The sequence below is a fragment of the Streptomyces maremycinicus genome, from assembly GCF_001184025.1.
In the GTDB taxonomy this organism is placed as follows: Bacteria; Actinomycetota; Actinomycetes; order Streptomycetales; family Streptomycetaceae; genus Streptomyces; species Streptomyces maremycinicus.
Map to the genome: position 1 here is coordinate 501,364 of NZ_BBYG01000014.1, position 22,977 is coordinate 524,340.

Annotated in this window: 21 protein-coding genes and 1 pseudogene; 10 read left to right on the top strand and 12 right to left on the bottom strand. The window is 71.5% G+C overall.

What is annotated here, in order from left to right:
* Positions 1 to 297 precede the first annotated feature (297 nt).
* Genes AOQ37_RS20470 through AOQ37_RS20480 form a run of 3 tightly spaced genes read right to left on the bottom strand, consistent with a single transcriptional unit; the run spans position 298 to position 3,821 of the window.
* Positions 298 to 1,815 carry a GMC oxidoreductase gene (locus AOQ37_RS20470; protein ID WP_062646006.1) on the bottom strand — a complete coding sequence of 506 codons (1,518 nt, stop codon included), beginning with the start codon at positions 1,813 to 1,815 and terminating at the stop codon, positions 298 to 300.
* Between the two features lie 21 nt (positions 1,816 to 1,836).
* Positions 1,837 to 2,757, bottom strand: a complete 921-nt coding sequence (locus tag AOQ37_RS20475) for a sugar phosphate isomerase/epimerase family protein (protein ID WP_062646007.1) — start codon at positions 2,755 to 2,757, stop codon at positions 1,837 to 1,839.
* The gene (locus AOQ37_RS20480; RefSeq protein ID WP_062646008.1) at positions 2,754 to 3,821 is read right to left on the bottom strand and encodes a Gfo/Idh/MocA family protein; all 1,068 of its coding nucleotides are present in this window, start codon (positions 3,819 to 3,821) and stop codon (positions 2,754 to 2,756) included. Before AOQ37_RS20480 ends, AOQ37_RS20475 begins: the two co-directional genes overlap by 4 nt.
* A gap of 110 nt (positions 3,822 to 3,931) precedes the next feature.
* Between AOQ37_RS20480 and AOQ37_RS20485 the strand changes: the two genes are divergently transcribed.
* The 3 genes from AOQ37_RS20485 to AOQ37_RS20495 all read left to right on the top strand — a co-directional run bounded on the left by AOQ37_RS20485 (position 3,932) and on the right by AOQ37_RS20495 (position 8,120).
* Positions 3,932 to 5,203: an ROK family protein gene (locus AOQ37_RS20485; protein ID WP_062646009.1), complete on the top strand. Its 1,272-nt coding sequence runs from the start codon at positions 3,932 to 3,934 to the stop codon at positions 5,201 to 5,203.
* A gap of 254 nt (positions 5,204 to 5,457) precedes the next feature.
* Positions 5,458 to 6,771: an MFS transporter gene (locus AOQ37_RS20490; protein WP_062646010.1), complete on the top strand. Its 1,314-nt coding sequence runs from the start codon at positions 5,458 to 5,460 to the stop codon at positions 6,769 to 6,771.
* Positions 6,772 to 6,818: 47 nt separating this feature from the next.
* Positions 6,819 to 8,120, top strand: coding sequence for a C-glycoside deglycosidase beta subunit domain-containing protein (locus AOQ37_RS20495; RefSeq protein WP_062646011.1), 1,302 nt, complete (start codon positions 6,819 to 6,821; stop codon positions 8,118 to 8,120).
* Positions 8,121 to 8,189: 69 nt separating this feature from the next.
* Here the strand turns inward: AOQ37_RS20495 and AOQ37_RS41420 are convergent, their stop codons facing one another.
* The 3 genes from AOQ37_RS41420 to AOQ37_RS20510 all read right to left on the bottom strand — a co-directional run bounded on the left by AOQ37_RS41420 (position 8,190) and on the right by AOQ37_RS20510 (position 10,764).
* Positions 8,190 to 8,630: a DUF2071 domain-containing protein gene (locus AOQ37_RS41420; RefSeq protein WP_062646012.1), complete on the bottom strand. Its 441-nt coding sequence runs from the start codon at positions 8,628 to 8,630 to the stop codon at positions 8,190 to 8,192.
* Between the two features lie 100 nt (positions 8,631 to 8,730).
* The gene (locus AOQ37_RS20505; RefSeq protein WP_062646013.1) at positions 8,731 to 9,432 is read right to left on the bottom strand and encodes an SDR family NAD(P)-dependent oxidoreductase; all 702 of its coding nucleotides are present in this window, start codon (positions 9,430 to 9,432) and stop codon (positions 8,731 to 8,733) included.
* A 387-nt stretch (positions 9,433 to 9,819) separates the two neighbouring features.
* Positions 9,820 to 10,764, bottom strand: a complete 945-nt coding sequence (locus tag AOQ37_RS20510; protein WP_063781170.1) for a LysR substrate-binding domain-containing protein — start codon at positions 10,762 to 10,764, stop codon at positions 9,820 to 9,822.
* 110 nt (positions 10,765 to 10,874) lie between these two features.
* Here AOQ37_RS20510 and AOQ37_RS20515 point away from each other — a divergent pair, with 110 nt between their 5' ends.
* The 3 genes from AOQ37_RS20515 (at position 10,875) to AOQ37_RS38890 (ending at position 14,338) form a co-directional block, all read left to right on the top strand.
* Positions 10,875 to 11,681, top strand: a complete 807-nt coding sequence (locus AOQ37_RS20515) for a cyclase family protein (RefSeq protein WP_062646015.1) — start codon at positions 10,875 to 10,877, stop codon at positions 11,679 to 11,681.
* The gene (locus AOQ37_RS20520; protein ID WP_063781171.1) at positions 11,678 to 13,741 is read left to right on the top strand and encodes a thiamine pyrophosphate-binding protein; all 2,064 of its coding nucleotides are present in this window, start codon (positions 11,678 to 11,680) and stop codon (positions 13,739 to 13,741) included. The genes AOQ37_RS20515 and AOQ37_RS20520 overlap by 4 nt, the downstream gene beginning before the upstream one ends.
* A 369-nt stretch (positions 13,742 to 14,110) precedes the next feature.
* On the top strand, positions 14,111 to 14,338 hold the full coding sequence (locus tag AOQ37_RS38890; protein ID WP_078890281.1) for a hypothetical protein: 228 nt from the start codon (positions 14,111 to 14,113) through the stop codon (positions 14,336 to 14,338).
* A gap of 544 nt (positions 14,339 to 14,882) precedes the next feature.
* Here AOQ37_RS38890 and AOQ37_RS20530 read toward each other — a convergent pair.
* Positions 14,883 to 15,638 (bottom strand): nucleotidyltransferase domain-containing protein, encoded by a 756-nt coding sequence (locus AOQ37_RS20530; protein WP_062646016.1) that lies wholly within the window; start codon positions 15,636 to 15,638, stop codon positions 14,883 to 14,885.
* Between the two features lie 799 nt (positions 15,639 to 16,437).
* On the opposite strand from AOQ37_RS20530, the pseudogene AOQ37_RS41425 reads away from it, so the two are divergent.
* Positions 16,438 to 16,754, top strand: a pseudogene (locus AOQ37_RS41425) (IS5/IS1182 family transposase); the annotation flags it as partial.
* 7 nt (positions 16,755 to 16,761) lie between these two features.
* Here AOQ37_RS41425 and AOQ37_RS20535 read toward each other — a convergent pair.
* A complete protein-coding gene (locus AOQ37_RS20535) occupies positions 16,762 to 17,340 on the bottom strand; it encodes an SMI1/KNR4 family protein (RefSeq protein ID WP_062646092.1) in 579 nt (192 codons plus the stop codon).
* Entirely contained in the window at positions 17,276 to 17,575 is a 300-nt protein-coding gene (locus AOQ37_RS38895; protein ID WP_510185330.1) for a hypothetical protein, read from the bottom strand. The genes AOQ37_RS20535 and AOQ37_RS38895 overlap by 65 nt, the downstream gene beginning before the upstream one ends.
* Between AOQ37_RS38895 and AOQ37_RS41430 the strand changes: the two genes are divergently transcribed.
* The gene (locus AOQ37_RS41430) at positions 17,498 to 17,662 is read left to right on the top strand and encodes a hypothetical protein (RefSeq protein ID WP_234436967.1); all 165 of its coding nucleotides are present in this window, start codon (positions 17,498 to 17,500) and stop codon (positions 17,660 to 17,662) included. The two genes, AOQ37_RS38895 and AOQ37_RS41430, sit on opposite strands and share 78 nt — an antisense overlap.
* A gap of 82 nt (positions 17,663 to 17,744) precedes the next feature.
* The gene (locus tag AOQ37_RS20540; protein WP_062646017.1) at positions 17,745 to 18,326 is read left to right on the top strand and encodes a GNAT family N-acetyltransferase; all 582 of its coding nucleotides are present in this window, start codon (positions 17,745 to 17,747) and stop codon (positions 18,324 to 18,326) included.
* A 473-nt stretch (positions 18,327 to 18,799) separates the two neighbouring features.
* Here the strand turns inward: AOQ37_RS20540 and AOQ37_RS20545 are convergent, their stop codons facing one another.
* Positions 18,800 to 19,576: a GNAT family N-acetyltransferase gene (locus tag AOQ37_RS20545; protein WP_062646018.1), complete on the bottom strand. Its 777-nt coding sequence runs from the start codon at positions 19,574 to 19,576 to the stop codon at positions 18,800 to 18,802.
* 40 nt (positions 19,577 to 19,616) lie between these two features.
* Positions 19,617 to 20,015: a MerR family transcriptional regulator gene (locus tag AOQ37_RS20550; protein WP_062646093.1), complete on the bottom strand. Its 399-nt coding sequence runs from the start codon at positions 20,013 to 20,015 to the stop codon at positions 19,617 to 19,619.
* Positions 20,016 to 20,201: 186 nt separating this feature from the next.
* On the opposite strand from AOQ37_RS20550, the gene AOQ37_RS20555 reads away from it, so the two are divergent.
* Positions 20,202 to 21,434, top strand: a complete 1,233-nt coding sequence (locus AOQ37_RS20555; RefSeq protein ID WP_062646019.1) for an MFS transporter — start codon at positions 20,202 to 20,204, stop codon at positions 21,432 to 21,434.
* A 546-nt stretch (positions 21,435 to 21,980) separates the two neighbouring features.
* Here the strand turns inward: AOQ37_RS20555 and AOQ37_RS41945 are convergent.
* Complete coding sequence (locus AOQ37_RS41945; protein ID WP_234436959.1) at positions 21,981 to 22,682, bottom strand: chaplin; 702 nt, start codon at positions 22,680 to 22,682, stop codon at positions 21,981 to 21,983.
* Positions 22,683 to 22,977: the final 295 nt, after the last annotated feature.

The window sequence follows — 22,977 nt, forward strand, 5'->3', positions numbered from 1 at the left end:
ATCAAGAGCGGAGCGTAAAGGACGGCACCGACAGGGCACCACGTCCCGACGGCGATCACCGCTGGAGACCGACAGAACCCCGACACCTGGCCAGGACGGCACGGAGGAAACCGTGAACGGCTGCACGGAGGACGGCCCCCGCGCGGCACAACGGGTGCGCTGGACACCAGCCCGGTGACCGTGCCTTCCATGACATCACCGATTGCCGTGAGGACGGCTGACCCCTCCGGCTCTGTGGCTGGACCCCAATTCCGGCCACAGGGCCGTGCTTTGCGCTCCTGCTCGGTGGGGAACGTCTCAGACGACGGCGACGCCTGCCTGTGCGGTCGGCGTGCTCCGCTCGGCCGTCGTGTTCAGGTGGTCCAGGAGTGCGCGGGCGCCCCGGACGGCGAGGGCGACTGAGGTCAGTGTGGGGTTGCAGGCGGTGGCGGTGGGGATGACGTTGTTGCCGGCGACCCACAGCCCGCGGGTGCTCCAGACACGGCTGTGACTGTCGCAGACGCTGGTGCCGTCGTCGACGGGGCCCATGCGGGTGGTGCCCTGGTAGTGCAGTGAGCTGCCCGCGGGCAGGAGGACGGGGCTGTCGTCGAGGGGGATGCCGATGGTGGCCCCCGCGGCGGTGACGGCCTTCTTGGCCTGCTCGATCGTGTCCAGGTCACGGTCGCTGTAGCGATAGTGGATGCGCGGGGCGGGCAGCCCGTAGGCGTCGGACTCGCTGTCGGTGAACTCGACTCGGTCGTCGGAGGAGATGTCCTTGGCGCAGAACCAGCCCAGGCCGACGACGGTACCGGGCTCGACGTCGGTGTCGTCGGCGAGCGGGACGGGGGAGGCGTCGAGTTGCATCACCTGGCCGTGGAAGGGGTGGGCGTCGGAGTACGGCACCCAACTGACACCGCTCTGGGGGATGATGGCGCCGTCTTCGTCACGGGTGCGGCCGGTGACGGCGCGGTGGGCGGCGACTACGTCGTCAGGCAGTCGGACGGCGTAGACGATCTGCGGCTGGTCGTTCAGGTAGCGGCCCAGGGCGGGCGGGCGTATGCCGGAGGCGTGCAGCAGTTGCGGCGTGCGCAGGGCATCCGCTGCCACGACGACCGCCCGCGCGGCGATGGACCTCTCCTCGCCGGTGACGAGGTCGCGCACGACGACTCCGGTGGTGGTCTCCCCGTCCAGGACGACGCGCAGGCCCAGGCACCGGTCGGTGATCTCGACGCGCTCGTCCGCTGCCGACCCACCCAGGACGACGTCGGTGCCGCTCCAGGTATGGGCGCCGTCGGAGCGGGTGGTGACGGCCAAGGGCATGGGGGCCACGCGCCGGTGGGCGGGCCGGCCGGGGTCGAGGAGCGCGGACAGCCGGCGGCGTACCTCGTCCGCGAAGGGCGCTCGGTCGAAGGCGTGGGCGGTGACGTGCAGGAGCTCTTCGGCGCGGGTGAGGTGGACGTCCATTTCGGCGTCGGGGATGAAGCCGATGCGTTCGCCGTCACCGGGGCGGGGGCAGGCGCCGGTCCAGTGTGCGCCCATACCGCCGACGTTGGTGGACAGGGCGGCGGCGGGCAGCTGGGGTGAGCCGAGCAGCCGGGTGCCGGGGCGGCCGGCCGGGCCGGGGCCCTCGGAGTCCCGCTGGGCGCGTGAGCGGTCGTCCGGGTCGGGGATGTTCTTGACGTGGGTGCCGGGCGGATCGGTCAGGCGCGGGCCGGCGTCGAGCAGGAGGATCGTCGCGGTGGGGTGCTGTTCGTACACCTCGCGGACGTAGGCGCTGCCGGTGGGGCCGCTGCCGACGACGACGAGGTCGTAGGCGGTGGCCGAGGGGAGGGACATGGAGTGCTCCGGGATGGGGAATCAGGCGACGACGAGGGGGCGCAGGGTGTGATGGGCGATGGCCAGGCCCTGGCAGACCTTCTCCGGGGTGCCGCCCCACAGCGGGTCCTCGTGCTCGACGGAGAGGGTGCCGGTGAAGCCGGCCTCGTAGAGGCGGTCGACGACGCGGGTCCAGTCGACCTGGCCGCGGCCGGGGACCCGGTAGCGCCACCAGCCGGTGGCCCACGGGTCGCCGTTCTTGGCGGTCGTGCCGAAGACCCCGTAGCGGTTGCGGGCGACCGGGTCCAGCTCGATGTCCTTGGCCTGGGCGTGCACGATCCGGTCGACGTACGGGGTGATGGTGGTCAGCGGGTCGATGCCGAGCCACATCAGGTGGGAGGGGTCCCAGTTGAGGTACAGGCCGAGGGAGAACATCCACTCCCACAGCTCGGGCGAGTAGGCGATGTTGCCCGGGTGGCCGTCGGGGTGCCAGCCCTCCATCACGCAGTTCTCGATGAGCAGTTTCACGCCGCGCTCGCCTGCGTACTCGATGAGTTCGGGCAGGACGCGCTCGGCCTCACGCTGGTTCTCGGGCACGCTGCGGGCCGGGTCACGGCCGATGAAGGTCCCCACATGCGGTACGCCGAGCGCTTGTGCCGTGTCGATCGCGTGCTTGAGGTGGGCCCGGATCTGTTCGCGTCGTTCGGTGTCGGGGTGGAGGTTGTTCTCGTAGTACGCCAGTGCCGAGATGTCGAGCCCGGTCTCCTGCAACAACCGCTGCACGTGCTCGCGTTCGCGGGTGTCGAAGTGGGTGACGTCTATGTGTGAGGCTTCGAAGGCGCGGCCGCCGGTGCCGGGCCAGACTGCGACCTCAAGTCGCTCGTAGCCGGTCTTCGCGGCCCAGTCGGCGATGCGCTTCAGCGGCCAGGTGGGCAGGCAGGCGGTGAGCATGCCGAGCTTCATGGGTGGATCTCCGTCCAGGTGGCGTTGGCGGCGGCCGAGTCGAGTACGGCCTGGGTGAGCCTGGTGGCACGCAGCCCGGCGTCGAAGGTGGGCAGGCCGTCGGGGGCTTCACCCCGGACGGCGGCGTAGGTGTCGGCGACGAAGTCGGCGAAGCACTCGTGGTAGCCCTGGGGGTGTCCGGCGGGCAGGGCGTCCGGCCGGCCTCCAACGCGGGCGGGGTCGCGTGTCAGGGCGCGGTTGGTGTCCGGGCCGCCGACCCAGAGGCTTTCGGGACTTTCCTGGTCGAAGACGTAGCTGGCGTCGGGGCCGTCGAAGGAGAACCACAGCCGGTTCTTGCGTACGGCGCTGGCCTGGCTGATCACCAGGGATCCCAGGGCCCCGCCGTCGGTGCGGAAGGAGATCACGCCGCCGTCCTCGGTGGCCGACGGGCGTCCGGCGCGCACGGGGTGGGCGGTGCCGAGCGTGGCTTGGACCGCCGTGATGCGCTGCTCGGTGACGAACTCCATCAGGTCGCACCAGTGGATGCCGATGTCGCCGAAGGCCCGGCTTCCACCGCCCTGGGCGGCATCGACCCGCCAGTTGTCGGCGTCGGGCGAGGCGAGCCAGTCCTGGAGGTAGGAGCCGTGCAGCAGCCACGGCCCGCGGTCGGCGGCGGCGATCAGCGAGCGCGCGAGCCGCACCGATGCGTAGAAGCGGTAGACGAAGGGCACGGTGGCCACGCGACCTGTGCTCGCGGCGAGGTCGGCCAGCTCGGCTGCCTCTTTCACGGAGAGGGCCAGGGGCTTCTCGCAGATCACATGCTTGCCGGCCTCCAGCGCCTGCCGGGCCATGTCGTAGTGCAGGTGGTTGGGCGTGCAGATGTGGACGACGTCCACGTCGGAGGCCAGCACCTCCTCGAATCCGGCGGGTTCGGCGCCGGGGATGGTCCCGGCCAGCTCCCGGGCGCGTCCTGGCGAGCTAGCGGCGACCAGGCGTACGCGGCCGCTCGCCGCTGTCACGGCGCGGGCGTGGACGGATCCCATGAAACCCGTGCCCACGATCGCGGCCTGTATCTGCTGCGTCATGGCAGCCTCCCGCTTCTCCGGTACGAACACTGCGAGACACTATTGCACGTGACATGCAAAAGTCGTCAAGGGTGTGCTCGCCTGCCGCGTAAGTGCGAAAGGATGGCGGCATGTCACGTCGACCGCCCACCGCCATCGATCAGTACGAGGCTCTCTCCACCGTCGTGCGCCTGGTGCGCCGCAATCGGGCGCGCACCCGACCGGAACTCGGCGCGACCGCGCTCCTGGGGCGCACCGTCATCTCCCAGCGGGTGGAGGAGGCGATGGATCTCGGGCTGCTCGAGGACGCCGACACCGGCCCCTCGAGCGGTGGCCGGGCGCCCAGGCGGCTGCGCTTCAGGGCCGAGGAAGGGCTCGTGCTGTCCGCCGTCCTCGGCGCCGCCGCGCTCGACGTGGCCGTCACGGACCTCGACGCCGTCGTGCTGGAGCACCGCCACCTGGAATGGCCCGTGGCCCGAGGCCCCGAGGAGACCCTCGGCTTCCTCGACGAGCAGTTCGCCGACCTGCTCAAGGAGCGGGACCCGGGACGGCTGTGGGCCGTGGTGATCGGCGTTCCCGGCCCCGTGGAGTTCGCCACCGGCCGGCCGTCGCAGCCGCCGATCATGCCCGGCTGGGACGGGTTCGACATCCGCGGCCGGTTGCAGGACCGGCACGGGGTGCCGGTCTGGGTCGACAACGACGCCAATCTGCTCGCCCTCGGCGAGGCCAGGAGCACCGGCCTGGACGACGACCAGCACCTGATCTTCGTGAAGGCCGGCACCGGCATCGGCGCCGGCCTGGTCACCCGGGGCAGCGTCCACCGCGGCAGCAAGGGCGCCGCGGGCGACATAGGGCACGCCCGGGTCCTGGAGGACAACTCCGTGATGTGCCGGTGCGGTCGCACAGGCTGCCTCGAGGCGCTCGCGGGCGGCTGGGCGCTGGCCCGGGACGCGGTGAGCGCCGTGCACGAGGGCCGCAGTCGTTTCCTGGCCGACATCCATCACGCCACGGGTGAGATCACTCCGGCCGATATCGGCCGCGGCGTCGTGGCGGGGGACGCCTGGTGCCTGACCGCCGTGGCGCGGGCCGCGGAGCGCATCGGCAGCCTGATGGCGGCGCTCGTGAACTTCTTCAACCCGGACTACCTGGTCTTCGGCGGCGGCGCGGTCACCGGCGGGGACACCTTCCTCCGTGTCGTCGACCACACGGTGCGCAGCCGGGCCCTTCCGCTGGCCGCGGCGGACCTGACCGTCCGGGCGTCGCAGGCCGGTGACACGGCGGGGGTCGTGGGCGGGGCGCACCTTGCCGTCGAGGCCCTGCTGTCCGCGGACGCGCTCGCCACGTGGGCGCCGGGAGGCGCTCCCTCCGCGGTGGAACCCGCCCGCCTCGTCGGCGGGCTCTGAGGCGGCGGCTGCCGCGGGCGGCGGGGCGGTCCGCCATCGGCACTGTCTGTGTCGGACATATGGATACCGATGAACCATTGACTTATGTAGATGGCGTGCATAAGTTCCGTGGGCAGCGAGCGGACTCCGGACGAGCTCCGCCGCGGTCCCCGGCAGCCGCCCACAGTCCCCCACCCTGCGTGTGTCGTGGCGGCGTGCCCTCTGCCTCCCGAAGGGACTCGACGATGAGTGCCGTGCCCTCCCCTGCCACTGCTGTGACCACCGCATCCCCCGCTCGGCCGTCCCCGCCCTCCAAGGCCGCACAGTTCGGTTACGGCCTCGGCGACCTGGCGTCCAACCTCACCTGGACCACGCTGACGGCGTTCCTGCTGTACTACTACACGGACGTCGCCGGCCTGGCCGCCGCCACCGCCGGCACCATCCTGCTGGTCGGCCGGGTCGCGGACGCGGTCATCGACCCGGTGGTCGGCCTGGCCGTCGACCGCACCCGCAGCCGCTTCGGCCGCGCCCGCCCCTACCTGATCTTCGCCGCACCCGTCCTCGGCATCGCCTTCGCCCTGGCCTTCTCCTCGCCCGGCAGCGGTACCACGGCGACGGTGTGGGCGGCGGCCACCTTCGTCGTCGTCGGCATCAGCCACTCGCTCGTCAACGTCCCCTACGGCGCGATGCTGCCCATGCTCACCGACGACGCCGACACTCGCCTGAAGATGAGCGGCTACCGCTTCGTCGGCGCCTCGCTGGGGCTGATCGCCGTCTCCCTCGCGGTGATGCCGCTCGTCGGTGCCCTGGGCGGCGCCGACCGGGCCCGTGGCTTCACCGGTACGGCCCTCGTGCTCGGCGCGGTCGGCACACTGCTCTACTGGACCGTCGCCCTGCTGTGCCGCGAACGCCCCGCCGCACCGGTCGCCCGTGAGGCCACCACCTGGCGCGCCCTGGCGTCGCTGCGCGGCAACCGTCACTGGCTGGGCGTGAGCGCCGCGTCCCTCATCGCATTCGTCCGCCTGGGCATCGTCACCGCAGGTGCCGTCTTCTATGCCCGCGAGGTCCTCGACAACGCGTGGGCCACCAGTTACATCCTGCTCGCGTTCTCCCTGTCGGCCCTGGTCGGTTCCCTCGTCACCCCCTGGTTCCTGCGCCGCATCGGCAAGCGCCGCGGCATCAACATCGGCCTCGCCGCCACCGCGGCCCTCTACGTTCTCCTGTTCTTCCTGGACGGACAGCCGACGGTGTTCCTCGCCGTCTTCCTGTTCGCCAACCTGATCGGCGGTTTCGGCTTCGTCGCGGCCCCGGCGCTGGTGTCGGACACGATCGACCACCACGAAACGCTCACCGGCCGCCGCGACGAGGGCCTGCTGTACGCCGGCTACAGCTTCGCCACCAAGGTGGGAACGGCCCTCGGCGGCTCCCTCTTCGCCTGGGCCCTGGCCTGGGGCGGATACCGATCCGACCATGTCTCCGCGCAGGCGACCCAGGCCATCGAGTGGGCCTTCGTCGCACTCCCCGCCGCGCTCTGCCTGGTGCAGGCGGCCTGCATGGCCCTGTACGGCCTGGAAGACCGCGAGCACTGACCCCGCAGCCGCCCCCTCCCCACAACATCCAGTCACGAAGGACGACCATGCTCGAACGCCCGCTCATCCAGCAGCGCGGATTCCGCAACATCACCGACGGCACCGCTGTCACGGGCTTCCAGCTCCTCCTGCGCAACCCCAACTACCGAGGGATCGCCGGCAGCCTCGTCGACGGCGCCGACGTGATCGTCGACGGACACCCGTTGCCGCGGCAGACGCAGCGCTGGACACTTCAGGGCCGCACGTTCACCCTCGACGAACTGCGCGCTTCCACGGACGTGCGGTGGCAGCTCGACGAGCCCGCCACGCTCACCGTCGACCGTCCGGGCGGCTTGAGGGCAGGCATCCACCGGATCGAGGTAGCGGTCCATCTGCGCCGGCCCTACATCCCCGAGGTCGCCGGACCCTCCGTGTTCCGCGCCGCCACCACGGCCACGATCGTGCCTGACCAGGACGGCGCCGCCCACGGGCTGCACTACGGCGTCTCGCTCTACAGCTACTCGGGCGACCTGTACACGTCGATGACGCTCCAGGACGCCATGGCCGACATCGCGGACCTGGGAGCCACCGGCATCGAGATCCTCGGCGAAGGCAACCTCCCCGGCTACCCGCACCCCGACCCGCACTGGATCGACACCTGGCACCGGAACCTGGACCGGTACGGGCTCACGCCGACGAACTACGGCTCCTGGGTCGACACCGCCATGTGGCGTGACCGCGACCTCACCGCCGAGGAGGGCCGTGCGCAGCTCGAACGCGACCTGCGCCTGGCCAAGCTGCTCGGCTTCACCTCGATCCGCCCCAAGTTCGGCGTCGTCACACCCGAACTCGACCCGCACCCCCTGTGGCAGCCCGCCGTGGAGCGGGTCCTCGACCTCGCGGCCGACCTCGACGTCGTCATCTGCCCCGAGATCCACAGCCCCACTCCGATCAAGCACCCGGTCACCCAGGCGTATCTCGACTTCATCGAACGGACCGGCAGCGACCACTTCAAGCTGCTCATCGACACCGGCATCTTCCAGACGGCTCCGGTCGACGACGGCCACGAGGGCTTCGAGGGCAAGAAGCGCCCCGCGTTCCTGGAACCACTGGCCGTCCCCATGTCCGACCTCGCCGACGTGCTGCCGCACGTGCACTTCATCCAGGCCAAGTTCTTCGAGATCGACGACCGGCTCACCGACCTGCACATCCCCTGGCACGACATCCTCGCCACCCTGCGCACAGCCGGCTGGCAGGGCTGGCTCTCCAGCGAGTACGAGGGCCGCCGCGAGCCCGGTCGAGGGCGAGACCAGGTCCGCCGCCAGCACGCCCTGCTCCGTTCCCTGAACGGCCCCACCGACCTGGCGTGACATTCGGGAAAGGGCCGGACCAGGGCCGCCCGTGGCCGTGCCCGCCAGGTCGCCCGCCCGCGAACGCCGTCACAGGCGCATGCGCGAGATCACCGAGACCTTCCGCGACGCCATGGCGGGCATAGCCGTCCACAGCCTCATCATCGCCGGCCTCGCCGCCTTCGGCATGACCCTGACGTTCTTCGCGGTCGGCAACGTCCCCGCCGGACTCACCCTGTGCACCGTCACTGCGGCAGCCTGGGGCCTCGCCGGCGCTCTGCGCCGGTAATCCCCCAGCGGGCAGTCACGGCTGTACAGGCGGACGTCGACCTCGCCGAAGCTCCCCAGGTACGGCAGGGCCGGCGTCCGGCCGAGGGCGAGGTCGTCCATGCGGAAGAAGACCAGGCCGACGTACGCCCGGCCCTGGTGGAGGTCGGGAACGGTGCCGGCCGGCAGCAGCCGGGCCACCTCGAACGGGTCGGCGGGCCAGTGCAGGAACACCAGGTCCCGCCGGCGCTGCCGGAACAGCACGCGCCGCACCGTACGCGGAGCCAGCGGGGTCAACGCCTCTACGGGCCGGGCGCGGTGGGACGAAGGGCTGTACGTGAGACGGCTCCTCGGCATGTCCGCCCTACCGCACCACTTCGAGCGCCGCACCGCTGCCGGGACGCACGAGTCTCGCCCCCTCACAGAGCGCCCGCACGATCACGTCCACCGCCTCCGGAACGGGCAATCCCCGCGGCAGCGGCGGCGCTTGGCCGACGACGGCGCGCCCGGCGAAGCCGGTCTCCATGTGGGGCAGGTTGATCTCCAGCACGGTCACGCCCCGGCGTCGCTGCTCGCGGCGGACCGCCGTCAGCCAGGTGGCCAGCGCGGCCTTGGCGGCGGCGTAGTCCGCCATCCGGGCAGGTGCCGCCTCGGCGACGATCCCGGTGACGGCCGCGAGGACGCCGCCCTCCGGCAACCGGTCCCCGGCAGCCCGCAGGAACGCCATGGGGGCCAGCGCGTTCACCGCCATCAGGTGTTCGGACACCGCGTCCTCCACCTCCCCGGCGAGCCCGAAGGCGGCGACTCCGACGCATACGACGACGCCGTCCAGGCCGCCCAGTTCCGCCGCCGCCCAGTCGGCGGTCTTCGCACAGGAGTCGGTGTCCCAGGCGTCGAAGGTGCGTGCGGGAGCGTGCTCGCACGCCGCCGAGACACGGGTGAGTGCCTCACGGTCACGTCCGGCCAGTGCCGTGCGGGCACCGAGGGCGTGCAGCCGTACGGCGAGCGCCGCCCCGATCTCCCCGGTGGCACCCGGCACCAGGATCCGTGCACCTCGTAGATCCATGCCCCGCCTCGCGTTCCGTGCCGACGACCTGGCACTACATGTCTGGTTCGTTGGTCGGCCGTCGGCCGGATGCAGACGCGGGCACACCGGGAGCGGCACGTCGGCCTGTCGGCGGCTTACCAGGGAGGCCCGCCCCGTCTGCCGGCTCACCACGGCAGGCCATACGGCTGCCTATGGTCGTCCCCGACCGCCCGCGACCGACCCGCCCGCAGTCGCCCGCCACGGCAGGCCATACACCCACACCCCCGCGCGAGCGGGCCCGCAGCCGGGGCGAAACAGCGATCCGGCCAGGCGACAGACACATGATCGGCCGGACAGCTCCTGACTGCCGCCGGGGAGGACCGCCGAGAGCGCGGTGCGCTGTTCGCAGCGGAGGTACTCCCCTCGTCACCTCGGCTCCAGCAGCACGGGGTCGGCATCCCGGGCGACTGCCACGATTCCCTTGATCAGCAGGCGGGTGCTGGCGGACGGCGGCCGGTCGGCGAGTGTGGTGATACCGATCTCGCGGGGCACGGTATCCAGCGCCAAGGGCAGCATGTCGAGCAGCGGGTCCCGTGCCCCGATCAGCATGGGCAGTGGTGCGACTGCGTCTGTTTCCAGCAGAACCGTCCTCAGCGTGAGGATCGTCGAGCACTCGATGATGTTCGCGGGGAGGGGCAGGCCCCGGCGGTCGAACAGTTCGTCGATTTCCTGGCGCAGTTGGGTGTTGCGGCCCGGCAGGATCCACGGCAGGTCCATGAGGTCCTCGATGCCGCCGGCGAGTGTCCCGAGGCTGGGGTGCTCGCGCCGAACGACGAGGCGAACCGGTTCGTCGTAGAGCCGCACGTGTCGCAGCGTGGCGCGCAGGCTCGACGGCTGGAGTCGGCCGACCAGTACGTCCACTTCGCCTCGGGAGAGCTGGAGACCGAGTTCCTCGGGCATCGCCTCGACGACCGAGACGGTGAGGTGCGGGTGGGCCTTCTTGAGCCGGATCAGGGTCTGCGGCAGGAGGGAGTAGGCGCCGGCGAGGTTGGTTCCGACCCGTACGGGTTCCATGCCGAGACGCTGGAGCTCGTGGATCCGTTCGGCCGCGGCGCGCACGTTGCCGACGACGGCGCGGGCGTGCTCGATGAGGATCTCGCCGTACTGGGTCGGGCGGACGCCGCGCGGCCCCCTGGCGAAGAGTTCGACCCCCATGATCGTCTCGATCTCCTGGAGGCTCCTGGTCACGACCGGCTGGGTGACGTGCATCACCTTGGCGGCACCGACCAGGGTGCCCTCATCGGCCACGACCGTGACGAGAACGAGGTGGCGCAGTTTCAGCCGACCGTCCAAAAAGTGTTCCACGTTCACGTCTCGACACCTCTTCGTAACATGGCGCTGGGCTCAGGTATAGCCAAACACGAATAGCGGCGACCGGAGAAGCATTAGTCAAGGCCGAATCCCTGCCAAAGGATGAGGCCATGTCTTCGACACTCTCCGCAGACGGCCCGCTGGGCGGCCTGGTGTCCGCTCTGGCCTCCGGCGGCGTCGAGGTGGTCGACCTGACCGCCCTGCTGTCGCCGTCCACGCCCGTGCTCGACCTTCCGCCAGACATGGCGCCGATCCCTCACTTCGAGCTGGAGGAGCTTGCGCGCTACGACGAGCGGGGCCGCACGTCCTACCAGAACGGCATCCACACCGGTGAGCACGTGGGCACCCACTTCGACGCGCCGTGCCACTGGGTCACCGGCGCCGACAAGGGGGACGTCGCTCACGTACCGGTCCCGCGCCTGGTGGCTCCCGCCGTCGTGATCGACAAGACCGCCGAGTGCGCCGCCGATCCCGACTTCCTGCTGACCGTCGAGCACCTTGAGGAGTGGCAGCAGCACCACGGCCCGCTTCCGCAGGGCGGCTGGCTGCTCCACCGCACCGGCTGGGCCGCTCGCTCGCACGATCAGCAGCTGTTCCTCAACGCCGACGAGAACGGGCCGCACACACCCGGCCTCACGGCCGAGTGCGCCCGCTGGCTGGCGGAGGAGTCACCGATCGTCGGACTCGGAGTGGAGACGGTCGGGACCGACGCCGGGCAGGCGTTCACCTTCACCCCGCAGTTCCCGGCGCACCACTACCTGCTGGGCGCGGGCAAGTACGGGGTCACCCAGTTGCAGAACCTCGACCGGCTGCCCGTCACCGGCGCCGTCCTGATCGCCGCTCCGCTCCGCATCGTCGGAGGGTCCGGCAGTCCGGCGCGGATTCTGGCTCTCGTGGAGAACGGAGAAGACCGGTGACCGAGCTCGTTCACGAAGCCATCGGCAGGCAGCTCACCGATCTCGGAGTCCGGACGGTCTTCGGCGTGGTCGGCAGCGGCAACTTCCACTTCACCGACGCGATGGTGCGCGGCGGCGCACGGTTCGTCGCCGCTCGTCACGAGGGCGGCGCGGCCACCATGGCCGACGCGTACGCCCGTATGTCCGACGAGGTCGCCGTGCTCTCCCTGCACCAGGGCTGCGGCTACACGAACGCCCTCACCGGTATCACCGAGGCCGCGAAGAGCAGGACGCCGCTGCTGGTGCTGACCGCCGAGGCCGCCGATCCCACCTCGAACTTCGCGCTCGACCAGGCGGCGATCGCCACCGGGATCGGAGCGGTCGCGCTGCGCGTCCGGTCTCCCAGGACCGCACTCGACGATGTGGCACGCGCCTTCGCGATCTGCCACCACCAGCGGCGCACGGTCGTACTCAACGTTCCCATCGACGTTCAGGATGCGCCCCTGGACGCCCAGGCCCCGGTCCGTGAGTACCGCCAGGTCGCCGAACCGCGGCCCGACGACACAGAGACAGCCGCGTTCGCCCAGCTGCTGGAACGTGCCGAGCGACCGGTCTTCGTCGTCGGACGCGGCGGCCGCTCCCCCGGCTCCCGGGACGCCGTCCGCGAACTGGCCGCCGAGGCGGGCGCACTCCTGGCCACATCCGCCGTCTCCCGCGGGATGTTCAACGGCGACGACTGGAACATCGACGTCTCCGGCGGCTTCTCCTCGCCGCTGACGGCCGAACTCGTCTCCGGAGCCGACCTGGTGGTGGGATTCGGCTGCGCCCTGAACATGTGGACCATGCGCCACGGCAGGCTCATCGCGCCGGACGCGACCGTCGTCCAGGTCGACGTCGAACCGGGGGCCATCGGCGTACACCGTGACGTGGACCTCGGTCTGTGGGGCGGTGTCGCGGCAACAGCCCGGGCCACGGCCGCATGGCTGCGTGCGAACTCCCCCGGCGGGCGCACGGGTTACCGCACTCCGGAGGTGGCCGAGCGGATCCGCTCCGGCCTGCGCTGGAACCAGGTCGGCTTCGAGGACGCGTCGGCGGACGGACGGGTCGACCCGCGCAGCCTGAGCGTCGCGCTCAACGACATCCTGCCCACCGAGCGGATCGTCTCCGTGGACTCGGGCAACTTCCTCGGCTACCCGAGCATGTACCTCGACGTGCCCGACGAGTACGGGTTCTGCTTCACCCAGGCGTTCCAGTCCGTCGGCCTGGGCCTGGCGACCGCGATCGGTGCCGCGCTGGCGCAGCCCGACCGGCTGCCCGTGGCCGGCTGTGGTGACGGCGGATTCCTGATGGGCCTGTCGGAGCTGGAGACCGTCGTACGGCTGGGTCTGCCCATGCTGATCGTCGTCTACAACGACGCCATGTACGGCGCCGAGGTGCATCACTTCGGAGCCGGCACGAGCGGCCTCGACTCGGTGACCTTCCCCGACACGGACATCGCGGCGCTCGCCCGGGGACATGGGTGCGACGCGTTGACCGTCCGACGGCCCGAGGACACGCACGCCGTCAAGGAGTGGCTGTCGGCCGGTCCCGTCCGTCCCCTGGTGCTGGACGAAGTGGCGGCCCGCTTCCAGGACCGCGTGGCCAGTCTGCTGCTGTCGGCGACGTCGTTCGTCGACGACGAGAAGCGCCACGGCGCCCACGGCAACGTCGACCATGTCGACCCCGCGCCCGACGGCAGACACCTGCGGGAACTGTGGGACAAGCGGCGGGCCTTCTACAAGCCGGGCGAGGAGGCTGCCCTGGGCCGGTACGTCGTCGACGCGCTGACCGTCCTCGACCGTGTCGAGGAGGGCCACGAGGCGGTGCGCCGCTACGTGATGGAACCCCGCCTGCCGAAGATCACCGCGCGCACGCTCGCCGTCTGTGCCCCCGACGACAGGTTCTCCCGACCGTCCCTGGCGAAGTTCGCGGCGGCGCTCGGCTGTCCGACCAGGGTGCTCTCCGACGGACATGTGGCGGCGCCGGAGCAGGTGCCGCATGAGTTCTCCGACATCGTCGTGGAGTGGGCAGGCCGCGGCTGACCCAGGGGTACCCCGATCGCCGCCCGGGAACGCGGCCTCCGCTTCGACGCCGTGCATGTACGCGCCGACCGTATTCAGACCCGAACTGCCCCAACTCGCCTGTCCTGTAGTTCCCGCACCTGCGACCCTGCGCAGGCCTGTATAGGAACCGTGCACGCGTGCGTCTCCTCCACGGCTGTGCACTCACTTCCTGGTGTGACTTTTCTTCACCACCGTCGTTCCGTACGTGGACGCGTACCTCTCCCCCTGGGACGCGTGCGGCAGACGAGGGGCCCGAACTGTGCCCGGTCCGGGCCCCTCTGGGAGTCGTAGCGGGCATTACAGAACACCTCTGGGGTGTCACGCTCAGGTCTGGGGAGACCTTGCCGTGTGCCGACGCTCCCGGTCGCTGCGGACCGGGTCCGCAACCGACGAGAAATCGGCTCCCGCGACGGTCGGCCGCCGGAGTTCGACAAGACCGATCACAAGCAGCGGCACGCGGTCGCGTGCGGTATCAACCGGCTCAAGCGTCACCGCGCAGTTGCCACCCGATACGGCAGACTCGCCGTCCGCTACAAAGCGACCGTGCCGGTCGCAGTCCTCAATGAGCGGCTGTGACTGAGCACCGCAGTCAGGTTCATCAGCTCTCACGCTCAAGCGCCACGACACCTTCGGCGAACAGGGCTCGAAGATGCTCAGCCAGCAGATCGGGGGCGATCGTGGGAGCAACGGGCAGCCATGTCACGGCATCGAGCGCAGGGTCGCCCGCCGCGTCGAGGGAGGCGAAACCCCAGCCCCGACGTCCGCCTCTGCTCCCCCAGAACACCACGATTCCGTGCACCCAGGGCCCATGGCCGAGTGCCTGATCCCCCTCTGTCCAATAGAAGGCCGTCCCACCGGCCTCGTCCCAACGCTCTCCTGGCCGCAAACCCGCGTTCGCGAGAGCCTGAGCCGAGGCTGAGCAGTACTGCCGGATCTCGGCACAGCTGGTGGCAGCTGAGCCGCCATCCCGAGTAGTCACGGCTCCCCCTCCCCTATCGCCGCCGAAGCCTTCCACGGCCCTCATCGTTTCAGTCGAATGAGGAATCGCCCACTGACCTGCTCGGATGCCAACCGAACTCCTCAACCACAGCAGCCGCCAACAGCACTTCCGCAACAGGCCCTAGACGCCCAAGCGCGCCCGCACGACGAACGCATGCAGGTCGGCATGCGCACGCGGTTCGGGGGGCAGTTCCGTCCGGAGCCGCGCCTCCTCCAAAGTGCTGATAAGTACCTCCAGGTCCGCCGCCAGCACGTCCCGCGAGGGCCCGGCGGCTGGGCCGTGCTCCGCCGCTTCCTTGGCCTCGATCAGCTCGGTCAGGTACCCCGGGGACTCAGCGACCTCTCCGAGCAGAGTCGGCAGGTGCGCCTGCACCTCGCCGCAGCGCATCAGGTGAATTCCCGTCAGCACGGCACGGAACGCGTAGAGCAGCGGCTTCAGTTCGTCGGTCTTCTCGAACAATCGCCATTGCGTGGCCGTGAATCCCCGGTAGTGATGAGCATGGTGCAAGGTGAGCACTCCGGGAGCCAGGTCGCGCAGTTCCATGTGCTCAGGCGTCGTCTGCACCACGAGCGGGGAAAGCAACTGCTCCAGCACATAGCCGTTGCGCCGCAGCATGAGCCGCACAAACTTGCGCAGGTCGTGCGTGACAAGATCCAGCTCAACACCGTCGTGGTCCCATATTCGGCTGCGCGTCTCCTCCGGCTCGCGTAGGCCGAGGAGGTCTGCGGCCGGCAGCAGGTGCACGCCTCGCAGGTCCACGTCCGAGTCACGGGACGGGAATCCGTAGAGATGTGCCCCCGAGACGGTGGCGAACAGCAGGGGGTCGGGCTGTTCGGCAACGATGGGGGTGAGATCGAGGCTCAGGGCATCCAGCATGAACCCATGATCCCCGCAGGCCGAGATTTCCCAATGGCCGGCCCGTGTCCGGGCCGTCCGAGGCTGCTCGCCAGTGCCCGACGACGACCGATGACGGCCACTCGGCCGTTCATGAGCACCGCTCTGACCAGCGAAGAACCGGCTCACCAAGATCTCCGACAAGACCGAGGGCAAGAAGAGGGAGCCTTCGTGCCTCCGATGCTCCTCGTTCGGCCACGTACGTCACGTGCCTGATGAAGGTGTCGGGAGGCGGGTGATCATCGTCGCCGCCAAGGTCTCCGGCGCGGTTCTTGGACAGGAGCAAGTACCGCAGTTCGGGGGCAAGATGCCCTCTTCCAACTGCCCCAAGCCCCCCACGTGAACCAGGCGCTGGCGACCAGGCCGCGGATGACGCTCGGGGCGTCGTGTCCGTTCGCGGCGCTGAGCAAACCGCCGACGGCGGCGACGATCAGGAACACGGCAAGGAAGGACCAGATCACGATCTTCATGTCGGGGAACGGTATCCGGCCCGCGTCACCCCTCCGGGCGTAGGGGGCAACACCCCGCCTCGAAGACCGCCGGGCGGTTCGTGAGCCGTGTCTCGCCAGCCGATTCGCTGTTGCCGACGCTCGAACGAACCGGACTTCCGATCGCGTACCGCTCAGCGGAACCGAGTACAACCAGACGGAGTGGTCGGAAAGAGTGCTGCGATACAGCGGTCGAGTACAGCAACCACCGTGGCCGCAGCCGACCGCCAGCAGCCCTCTACGGCCGAGTGAGCGGCTTGCCGGACCGCAAGAGACCCCCTTGCCGCTCAAGTGACAGCCCCGGGTTCACGCCCCCCTTCCAGAACATCCCGCCCATCCCGCTCCCGACGCGGGCCGCCCCGAAGGCGCCCGGCCAAGCTCCGCACCGACAAGGGATACGGCCACGACCACCTGCGCCGATGGCTGAGCCTTCGGCTCGTCACCGCGTCGCCCGCAACCGCGTCGAGTCCTCCGCGCACCTGGGCCGCCACGGGGGGCCGAGCGGACCCCCTCCTGACTGGCCGGGTGCGGACGCCTGGACCGACGCTACGAACGCAAGGCCGAACACTGCCTCGGCCTGGTCGGCATAGCCGCGGCCCTGATGGGCTAACGCCGACTCAGCGCTTGACCCAGCTCACTTCAGCACGCACGCTCGGCAACCCCCACGGCTCCAGCGCGCCACTGACCAGATCAGCCACGAACTGGACCGCCCCGCCCTTGTAGTGCCACCACCCGCCGTTGCGGGAGGCGACAGTTACCGTCCACTCCAGGGGAGCGGTCGGGCCCGTCTCCCAGAGAAAGATGTCGCCCGCATTGGAAGCAGCCCAAGGCAGCAGACCACCTGCGGCTGGATATGGCTGGAGCGGGACGGCCGAGTCGGCATCAGCGCACCACTCCGCAACGATCTCCAACTCCTCGCGAGTGCCCTGCACCCACGCCGCCTCCGTGCCGGGCTGAGGTCCACCGAGAAGCAGGAAGTCTCCCAGCGCGAACGCCGGGAACAACTCGCAAAGCAGCTTGTAGTCGTCCGGCAGCCCTACGCCGAGATCTGCTTCGGCCATCGCCCAGTCGATGTCGACGGAGACTGAGCGACGGTGACCCGCCAGCCGTGGCACCGCACGCTCCAGTTCCTCAACAGCAGCAACTGACTCGTACAGGCGGCGGTGTGGTGCCTGGGTGCCAATGAGATCGTCCACGAGAACCGCCTTCCAGACCAACATGCCACTCTGTCGAACCGGTCGATCCACCGTTCCCGCATCTCGTGGAGCGGGACCGGATCGAGGTAGGGGAGCTTCTCTCTCCTCTCCCCCCGCCGCACCGTGGGATGCGCTGGGCGGCCTCCAGGACGGACAGGTGCTGGGTCACCGACTGGCGCGCCATGTCGATGTGCGCGCACAGCTCGCCCAGGGTCTGGCCGTCGCGCTCGTGCAGCCGGTCGAGCAGCCGCCGGCGTGTGTCTTCGGCCAGCGCCGTGCATGCCTGGTCCATGCCCGGGGCGGCCCCGTGGTCGTCTCCTGATCGCACAATCCACTCAGGCAGGCACCACTCAGGCAGGCATTCGACTGCATGCCACTCGGTCCGCCGCTGCCAGGATCGGTGTATGGAGACCAAGGGGAGTTTCGTCGTGCCGCCCGCCCCACTGCGGCTCGAAGGGCCGGGGATCGTGCTGCGCGAATGGACCGACGACGACCTCGACGCCCTGGTGGAGGTGTACGACGACCCCGAGATCGCCCGGTGGACGCCGGTCGCCTCGCCGTTCGACGCCCGGGCTGCCCGCACCTACCTCGACAAGGCGCGGACGGGCCGGGCCGGGGGCGGCGTGGCACAGCTCGCGATCACCACGGACGGCGGGCGCCCACGGGGCGAGGTGTTGCTGTTCCGCAGCGCGGCGGACGAGCGGGACGCCGAACTGGCCTACGGTGTCGGCGCCGAGCACCGCGGGCAGGGCCTCGCCCGCCGTGCGGTGCGTCTCGTCGTGGAGTTCGCGCTGCGCGCAGCAAGCCCCCGGCGGCTGGTGCTGTGCATCGAGGCCGGGAACACCGCGAGTGAGGCGGTCGCGCGGGCCTGCGGATTCGCCCTCGCGGCGGACGCGCCCGTGTCCCGGCGGGCCAAGGGCCACGAGGTCGTCCTGCGCACCTGGTCACTCCGGCCGAAGGACCTGCCCTCCGACCGGAGGCACTGACCCCCGGCCTCAGGCTTTGCCCCTACCGGAGGGACTGACTCCTGCCCAGAGGGACTGGCACACAGCCTGAGGCATTGCCCCCTGGCCGGAGGACCTGCCCTCCGACCGGAGGAACACCCCCGGCCCGAGGGCCAGCTGAGCGGCCGGCGAGACGGCGACCCTGCCGGGGGGCTGTGCGTCCGTCAGCTGAGTCCGTCGGCGGCCGTAGGCCGAGAAAGGGCGTCCGCCCAGGTGCCGGGGCTGCTCCGGGCGGCTGGTGAACGGCCACCGATCGGGCCGGGGGGGGCTCCCGCGGGCGCCGGGCGGGCGGCCTAGCCAGGCACCGGGCCGGTCGCCCAGCCGGGCGCCGGGCCGGGCTGCCTATCGGGCGGCCTACCCGTGCGCCGGGCCGGGCGGCCTAGCCGGGCCCCGGGCCGGGCGGCCTACCCGGGCCCCGGGCCCGGCGGTCACCGTAGTCCGCCGGGCCCGGCGGACTACCCGGTGTAGACGTACGGCGTCGTCGTGCTCAGGGGTGCGAAGCCCAGGCGTTCGAGGATGGGGCGGCTCTGGTCGGAGGCGTCGACCTGGAGGTAGCGGTAGCCGCGGTCCGCGGCGATGCGGGCGCGGTGGGCGATCAGGGCGCGGTAGACACCTCGGCCGCGCCAGCCCTCGACGGTGCCGCCACCCCACAGGCCCGCGAACCGCGCCCCCGGTATCAGCTCCATCCGCGCCGAGCTCACCGGCACGTCCCCGGCCATCGCCAGGACGGCCACGATCGCGTCGGGGTCGGCGGCGAGCCTGGCGAGCAGGAGGTCCCGCAGCCAGGAGCCGTCGTGGCCGAAGGCCTTCTCGTTCGCCTCGACCATGAGCTCGACACCCGCCCGGTCCGTGACGGGGACGATGCGGACGCCCTCGGGCGGTTCGGCGTCCACCAGCTGGTCGGAGGTCTCACCGATCATCAGGGTCTCCTCCGGCTCGGCGGTGAAACCGGCCGCGGTGAGACGTTCCCCGAGGTCCGCCGGACGGTCGTGCCCGTGCAGCTTCCACTCGAACTCGTGGCCGAGCCCGGTGAAGTAGGCGACCTGCTCCGCGATCACCGCGTCGGCGTCGGCGGAGTCCAGGTCCGACCAGAGCACGCCGCTCCAGCCGCCCTCCCCACCGACATGGCGGACCACGCCCCCGGCCCGTTCGACGCGTGCGTCGGAGCTCTCGGGGCGCGCGCCTTCGCGCATGTCCCGGTCGTACAGGGCGAGTACCGCGGCGTGATCCATGCCCCCACTTCAACACCCGCGCCCGGCCAGGACAACGCAATTACCCGGGGCGGGACGCGCGCGGCGCCGCCCCGCCGCCGGGACGCACCGCCGCCAGGTACGCGCTCAGCCGGTCGCGGTTGCGGGCCAGGCAGTCGATGCGGGCCTGGATGCGGTCGATGTGCCCCTCGAGGAGCGCGGCGGTCTCCGGGGTGAGGTGCTCGGCGGGCAGGACGATCTCGTCGGGACCGGAGAGGTACGGCAGGATGGCGCGGATCATCTCGGTGGTGAGGCCGGAGTCGAGCAGCCCGCGGATCTGCTGGACGTCCCGGACGGCCGCCTCCCCGTAGGAGCGGTAGCCGTTCTCACCGCGGTCGGGGTGGAGCAGGTCCTGCTCCTCGTAGTAGCGCAGCAGCCGGGTGGGGACCCCGGTCCGGGCGGACAGGTCACCGATCTTCATGCGGTCACCGATCTTCATGCGGGTCACCGATCTTCATGCGGCGCTGCCCTCGTCGCCGCCCTTCGGTGAAGGCGGACGGCGCCAGGGGCGGGCGGCGCCCGTGGTCGCCCCTGGCCGTGTCGCCGCGCGAGGGCGCCCAGGGTCACGCTTGCCTTCACACTGATGTGAATGTTCGACCATGGTCGCATGTCCACCACCTCCATGGTCAAGGGCGCCGCCGTGCCCGCCGCCCTGCCCTGGCCGGGGCTGCTCGCCCTGTCCACGGCCGCCTTCACCGCCGTGGTCACCGAGTTGCTGCCCGCCGGGCTGCTGCCGCGCATCGCACCCGACCTCGGTGTCCCGCAGGCCCGGGTGGGGTTCCTGGTCACCGGGTACGCGGTGGCGTCGTTCGTGGCGGCGATCCCGGTGACCGCGCTGCTGCGCGGCCTGCCGCGCCGCCCGGTCCTCGTCGGCACCCTGCTCGGCTTCGCGCTGAGCAACGCGGTGGTCGCGCTGTCGTCGTCGTACGGCCTCACCTTCGCCGCCCGCCTGGTCGCGGGGGTCATGGGCGGCACGCTGTGGGCGATGCTCGCCGGGTACGCGGCGCGGATGGTGCCGGCCGAGCGGCGCGGCCGGGCGATCGCGGTCGTGCTCGCCGGCATCACGCTGGCGCTGTCGCTGGGCGTGCCCGCGGGGACGGCGCTGGCCGAGGTGGTGGGCTGGCGCGCGGCGTTCGGGCTGCTGTCCGGGCTCGCGGTGCTGCTCGTGGGCTGGGTGCGGTGGCGGGTCCCGTCCTTCCCGGGCGAGGCACGGGCCGAGCGGGTGGCGCTGGGCCGCGTCGCACTGTTGCCGGGGCTCCCGGTGATCCTTTCCGTCACCCTGTTCCTGCTGCTGGGCCATCAGGTGCTGTACACGTACATCGCGCCCTTCACCGAGCACGCGGGGTTCGGCCGTACGGACGTGGTGCTGCTGGTGTTCGGGGCCTCGACGGTCGCCGGGATCTGGGCCACCGGGCTGCTGGTGGACCGGCGTCCCCGAGCCACCCTGCTCGGCGCGCTCACCCTCTGCGCGGCGGTCATGCTGGTCCTGGGCCGGTACGCCGGCGCGCCCGTCGTGCTGCTGGTCTCCGTCGCCCTGTGGGGAATGGCCTTCGGCGGGGCGCCGACCCTCATCCAGACGGCTCTGGTGGACGCCTCGGGACCCGCCGCCTCGGACGTGGCGACCTCGCTCCAGACCACGGTGTACAACGCGGGCATCGCGGGCGGTTCGCTGACCGGAGGGGTGATGCTGGAGTCGCTGGGCGCGGGAGCACTGCCCTGGACGGCTCTGCCGCTGATCGCACTGGCCCTCACGGCGGTCGCGCTGGGCCGTCGGCACGCGTTCCCGGTCGTGCGGAGCCGCGACCCGGCTGGGCCCGGTCTGGCCGCGAGGCCGGGCTGAACCGCCGGACCCGTCCACGAGCTGCCCGAAGAGGTACGCGCCCCGCACCACCGGTTCCACACCACCTGAACGGCAGGCCCCGGCCCCCGGCCGACGCGCGGAACACCCCGTCGCGGAGACGAGGGCGGCCCCGCATGCGTCCGGGCCAGGTAGGCAGCTCCAGACCACCCCCGGCCGACGCGGAACACCCCGTCACGGAGACCAGGGCGGCCCCAGCAGGTCCGAGGCCCGGGCGCGAACCGCCGTGCCCCCGCCCTGCGCGGAACCCCCAGCCGCCGTGCCCCCGCCCTGCGCGGAACCCCCAGCCGCGGAGCCCCCGTCCGGCGCGGAACCCCAGGCGGCACAGGCCCTCGGGCGGCAGTCGCCAAGCCCCCGCCCCGCGCGGAACCCCCAGCCGCCAAGCCCCCGCCCCGCGCGGAACCCCCAGCCGCCGAGCCCCCGCCCCGCGCGGAACCCCCACGCGCCACAGGCCCCCGTCCGCCTGTGCGGTGCCGTCGGGGGCCTGTACGCGGTGGGCTGCCGGCGGGGCCGATGCCCGGACGGGCTCTAGCGCTCCGGGTGCGGGCGGAAGCGTCGCTGGAGGGCGATGCCGCCGAGCAGCAGGGCCGCGCTGCCCGCGAGGGCGGGCAGGGTGGCGTCGGCTCCCGTGTGGGCGAGCGAGGACACGGCCTCGGGCACGCCGCTCTGGGGTGCGAGGGCCGGCGTCTCCGGGTCGGCCCGGGGGCCCGGGTGCTGGGGCTGCGAGGGCGGGTTGTGCCGGACCGGCGGCCGCGGCGCCGGCTCGCCGGGCGGCGCGGGCTCCTCACCGGAGACGTTGACGGACTCGTTGCCGAACGCCGGGTTCGCGATGCCGACCACGTTCACGCTGTTGCCGCTGACGTTCACCGGGAGGTGGACCGGCAACTGGAGGCCGTTGCCGGAGACGACACCCGGCGAGTCCTGGGTGGCGCCGTGCGCGGTGGCGCCTCCGTCGGACGACGCGCCGTGCGGTCCGGGGGCGGCCGCCTCGCCCTTGTTGGCGCAGGTGTTGCCGGCCGCCGGGTTCAGCACGCCCACCACGTCCACCGTGTTCCCGCACAGGTTCACCGGGAGGTGCACCGGCAGCTGGACGCCGTTACCGGAGATCAGTCCGGGCGAGCCTGCCGCGGAGCCGTCCGCCGCCGAGTCGGCGTGTGCGGGCAGTGTCACAGCCATCGCGCCGGACACCGCGGCGACGGCCATCACACCGGTTCGGGTAACCCGTCTCATGGGTCCCTGCCTTCCAGACATGAATCGCGGGCACTCGCCCGCACCCGGTAGAACGCCGGCGCATCATCCGGGTTATGCCTGAACACCTTTTCACCCTGTCGGCCCCCCTGCCCGATCCCCTTTCGACCCCCTCGTCGAACTGGTGTCGGCCCCGCCGTACGGACCCGGCGTGGCACACCTGGCGCGGCCGCTGAAGTGGCCCGGGGCGGGCCCCGCCCGCCCGGAGGCGGGTCGCCGGAAGGCCGCTTATCGTGAGCGAGGGCGCCGTTCCCGGACCGCTGCGGGCGTCCCTGGA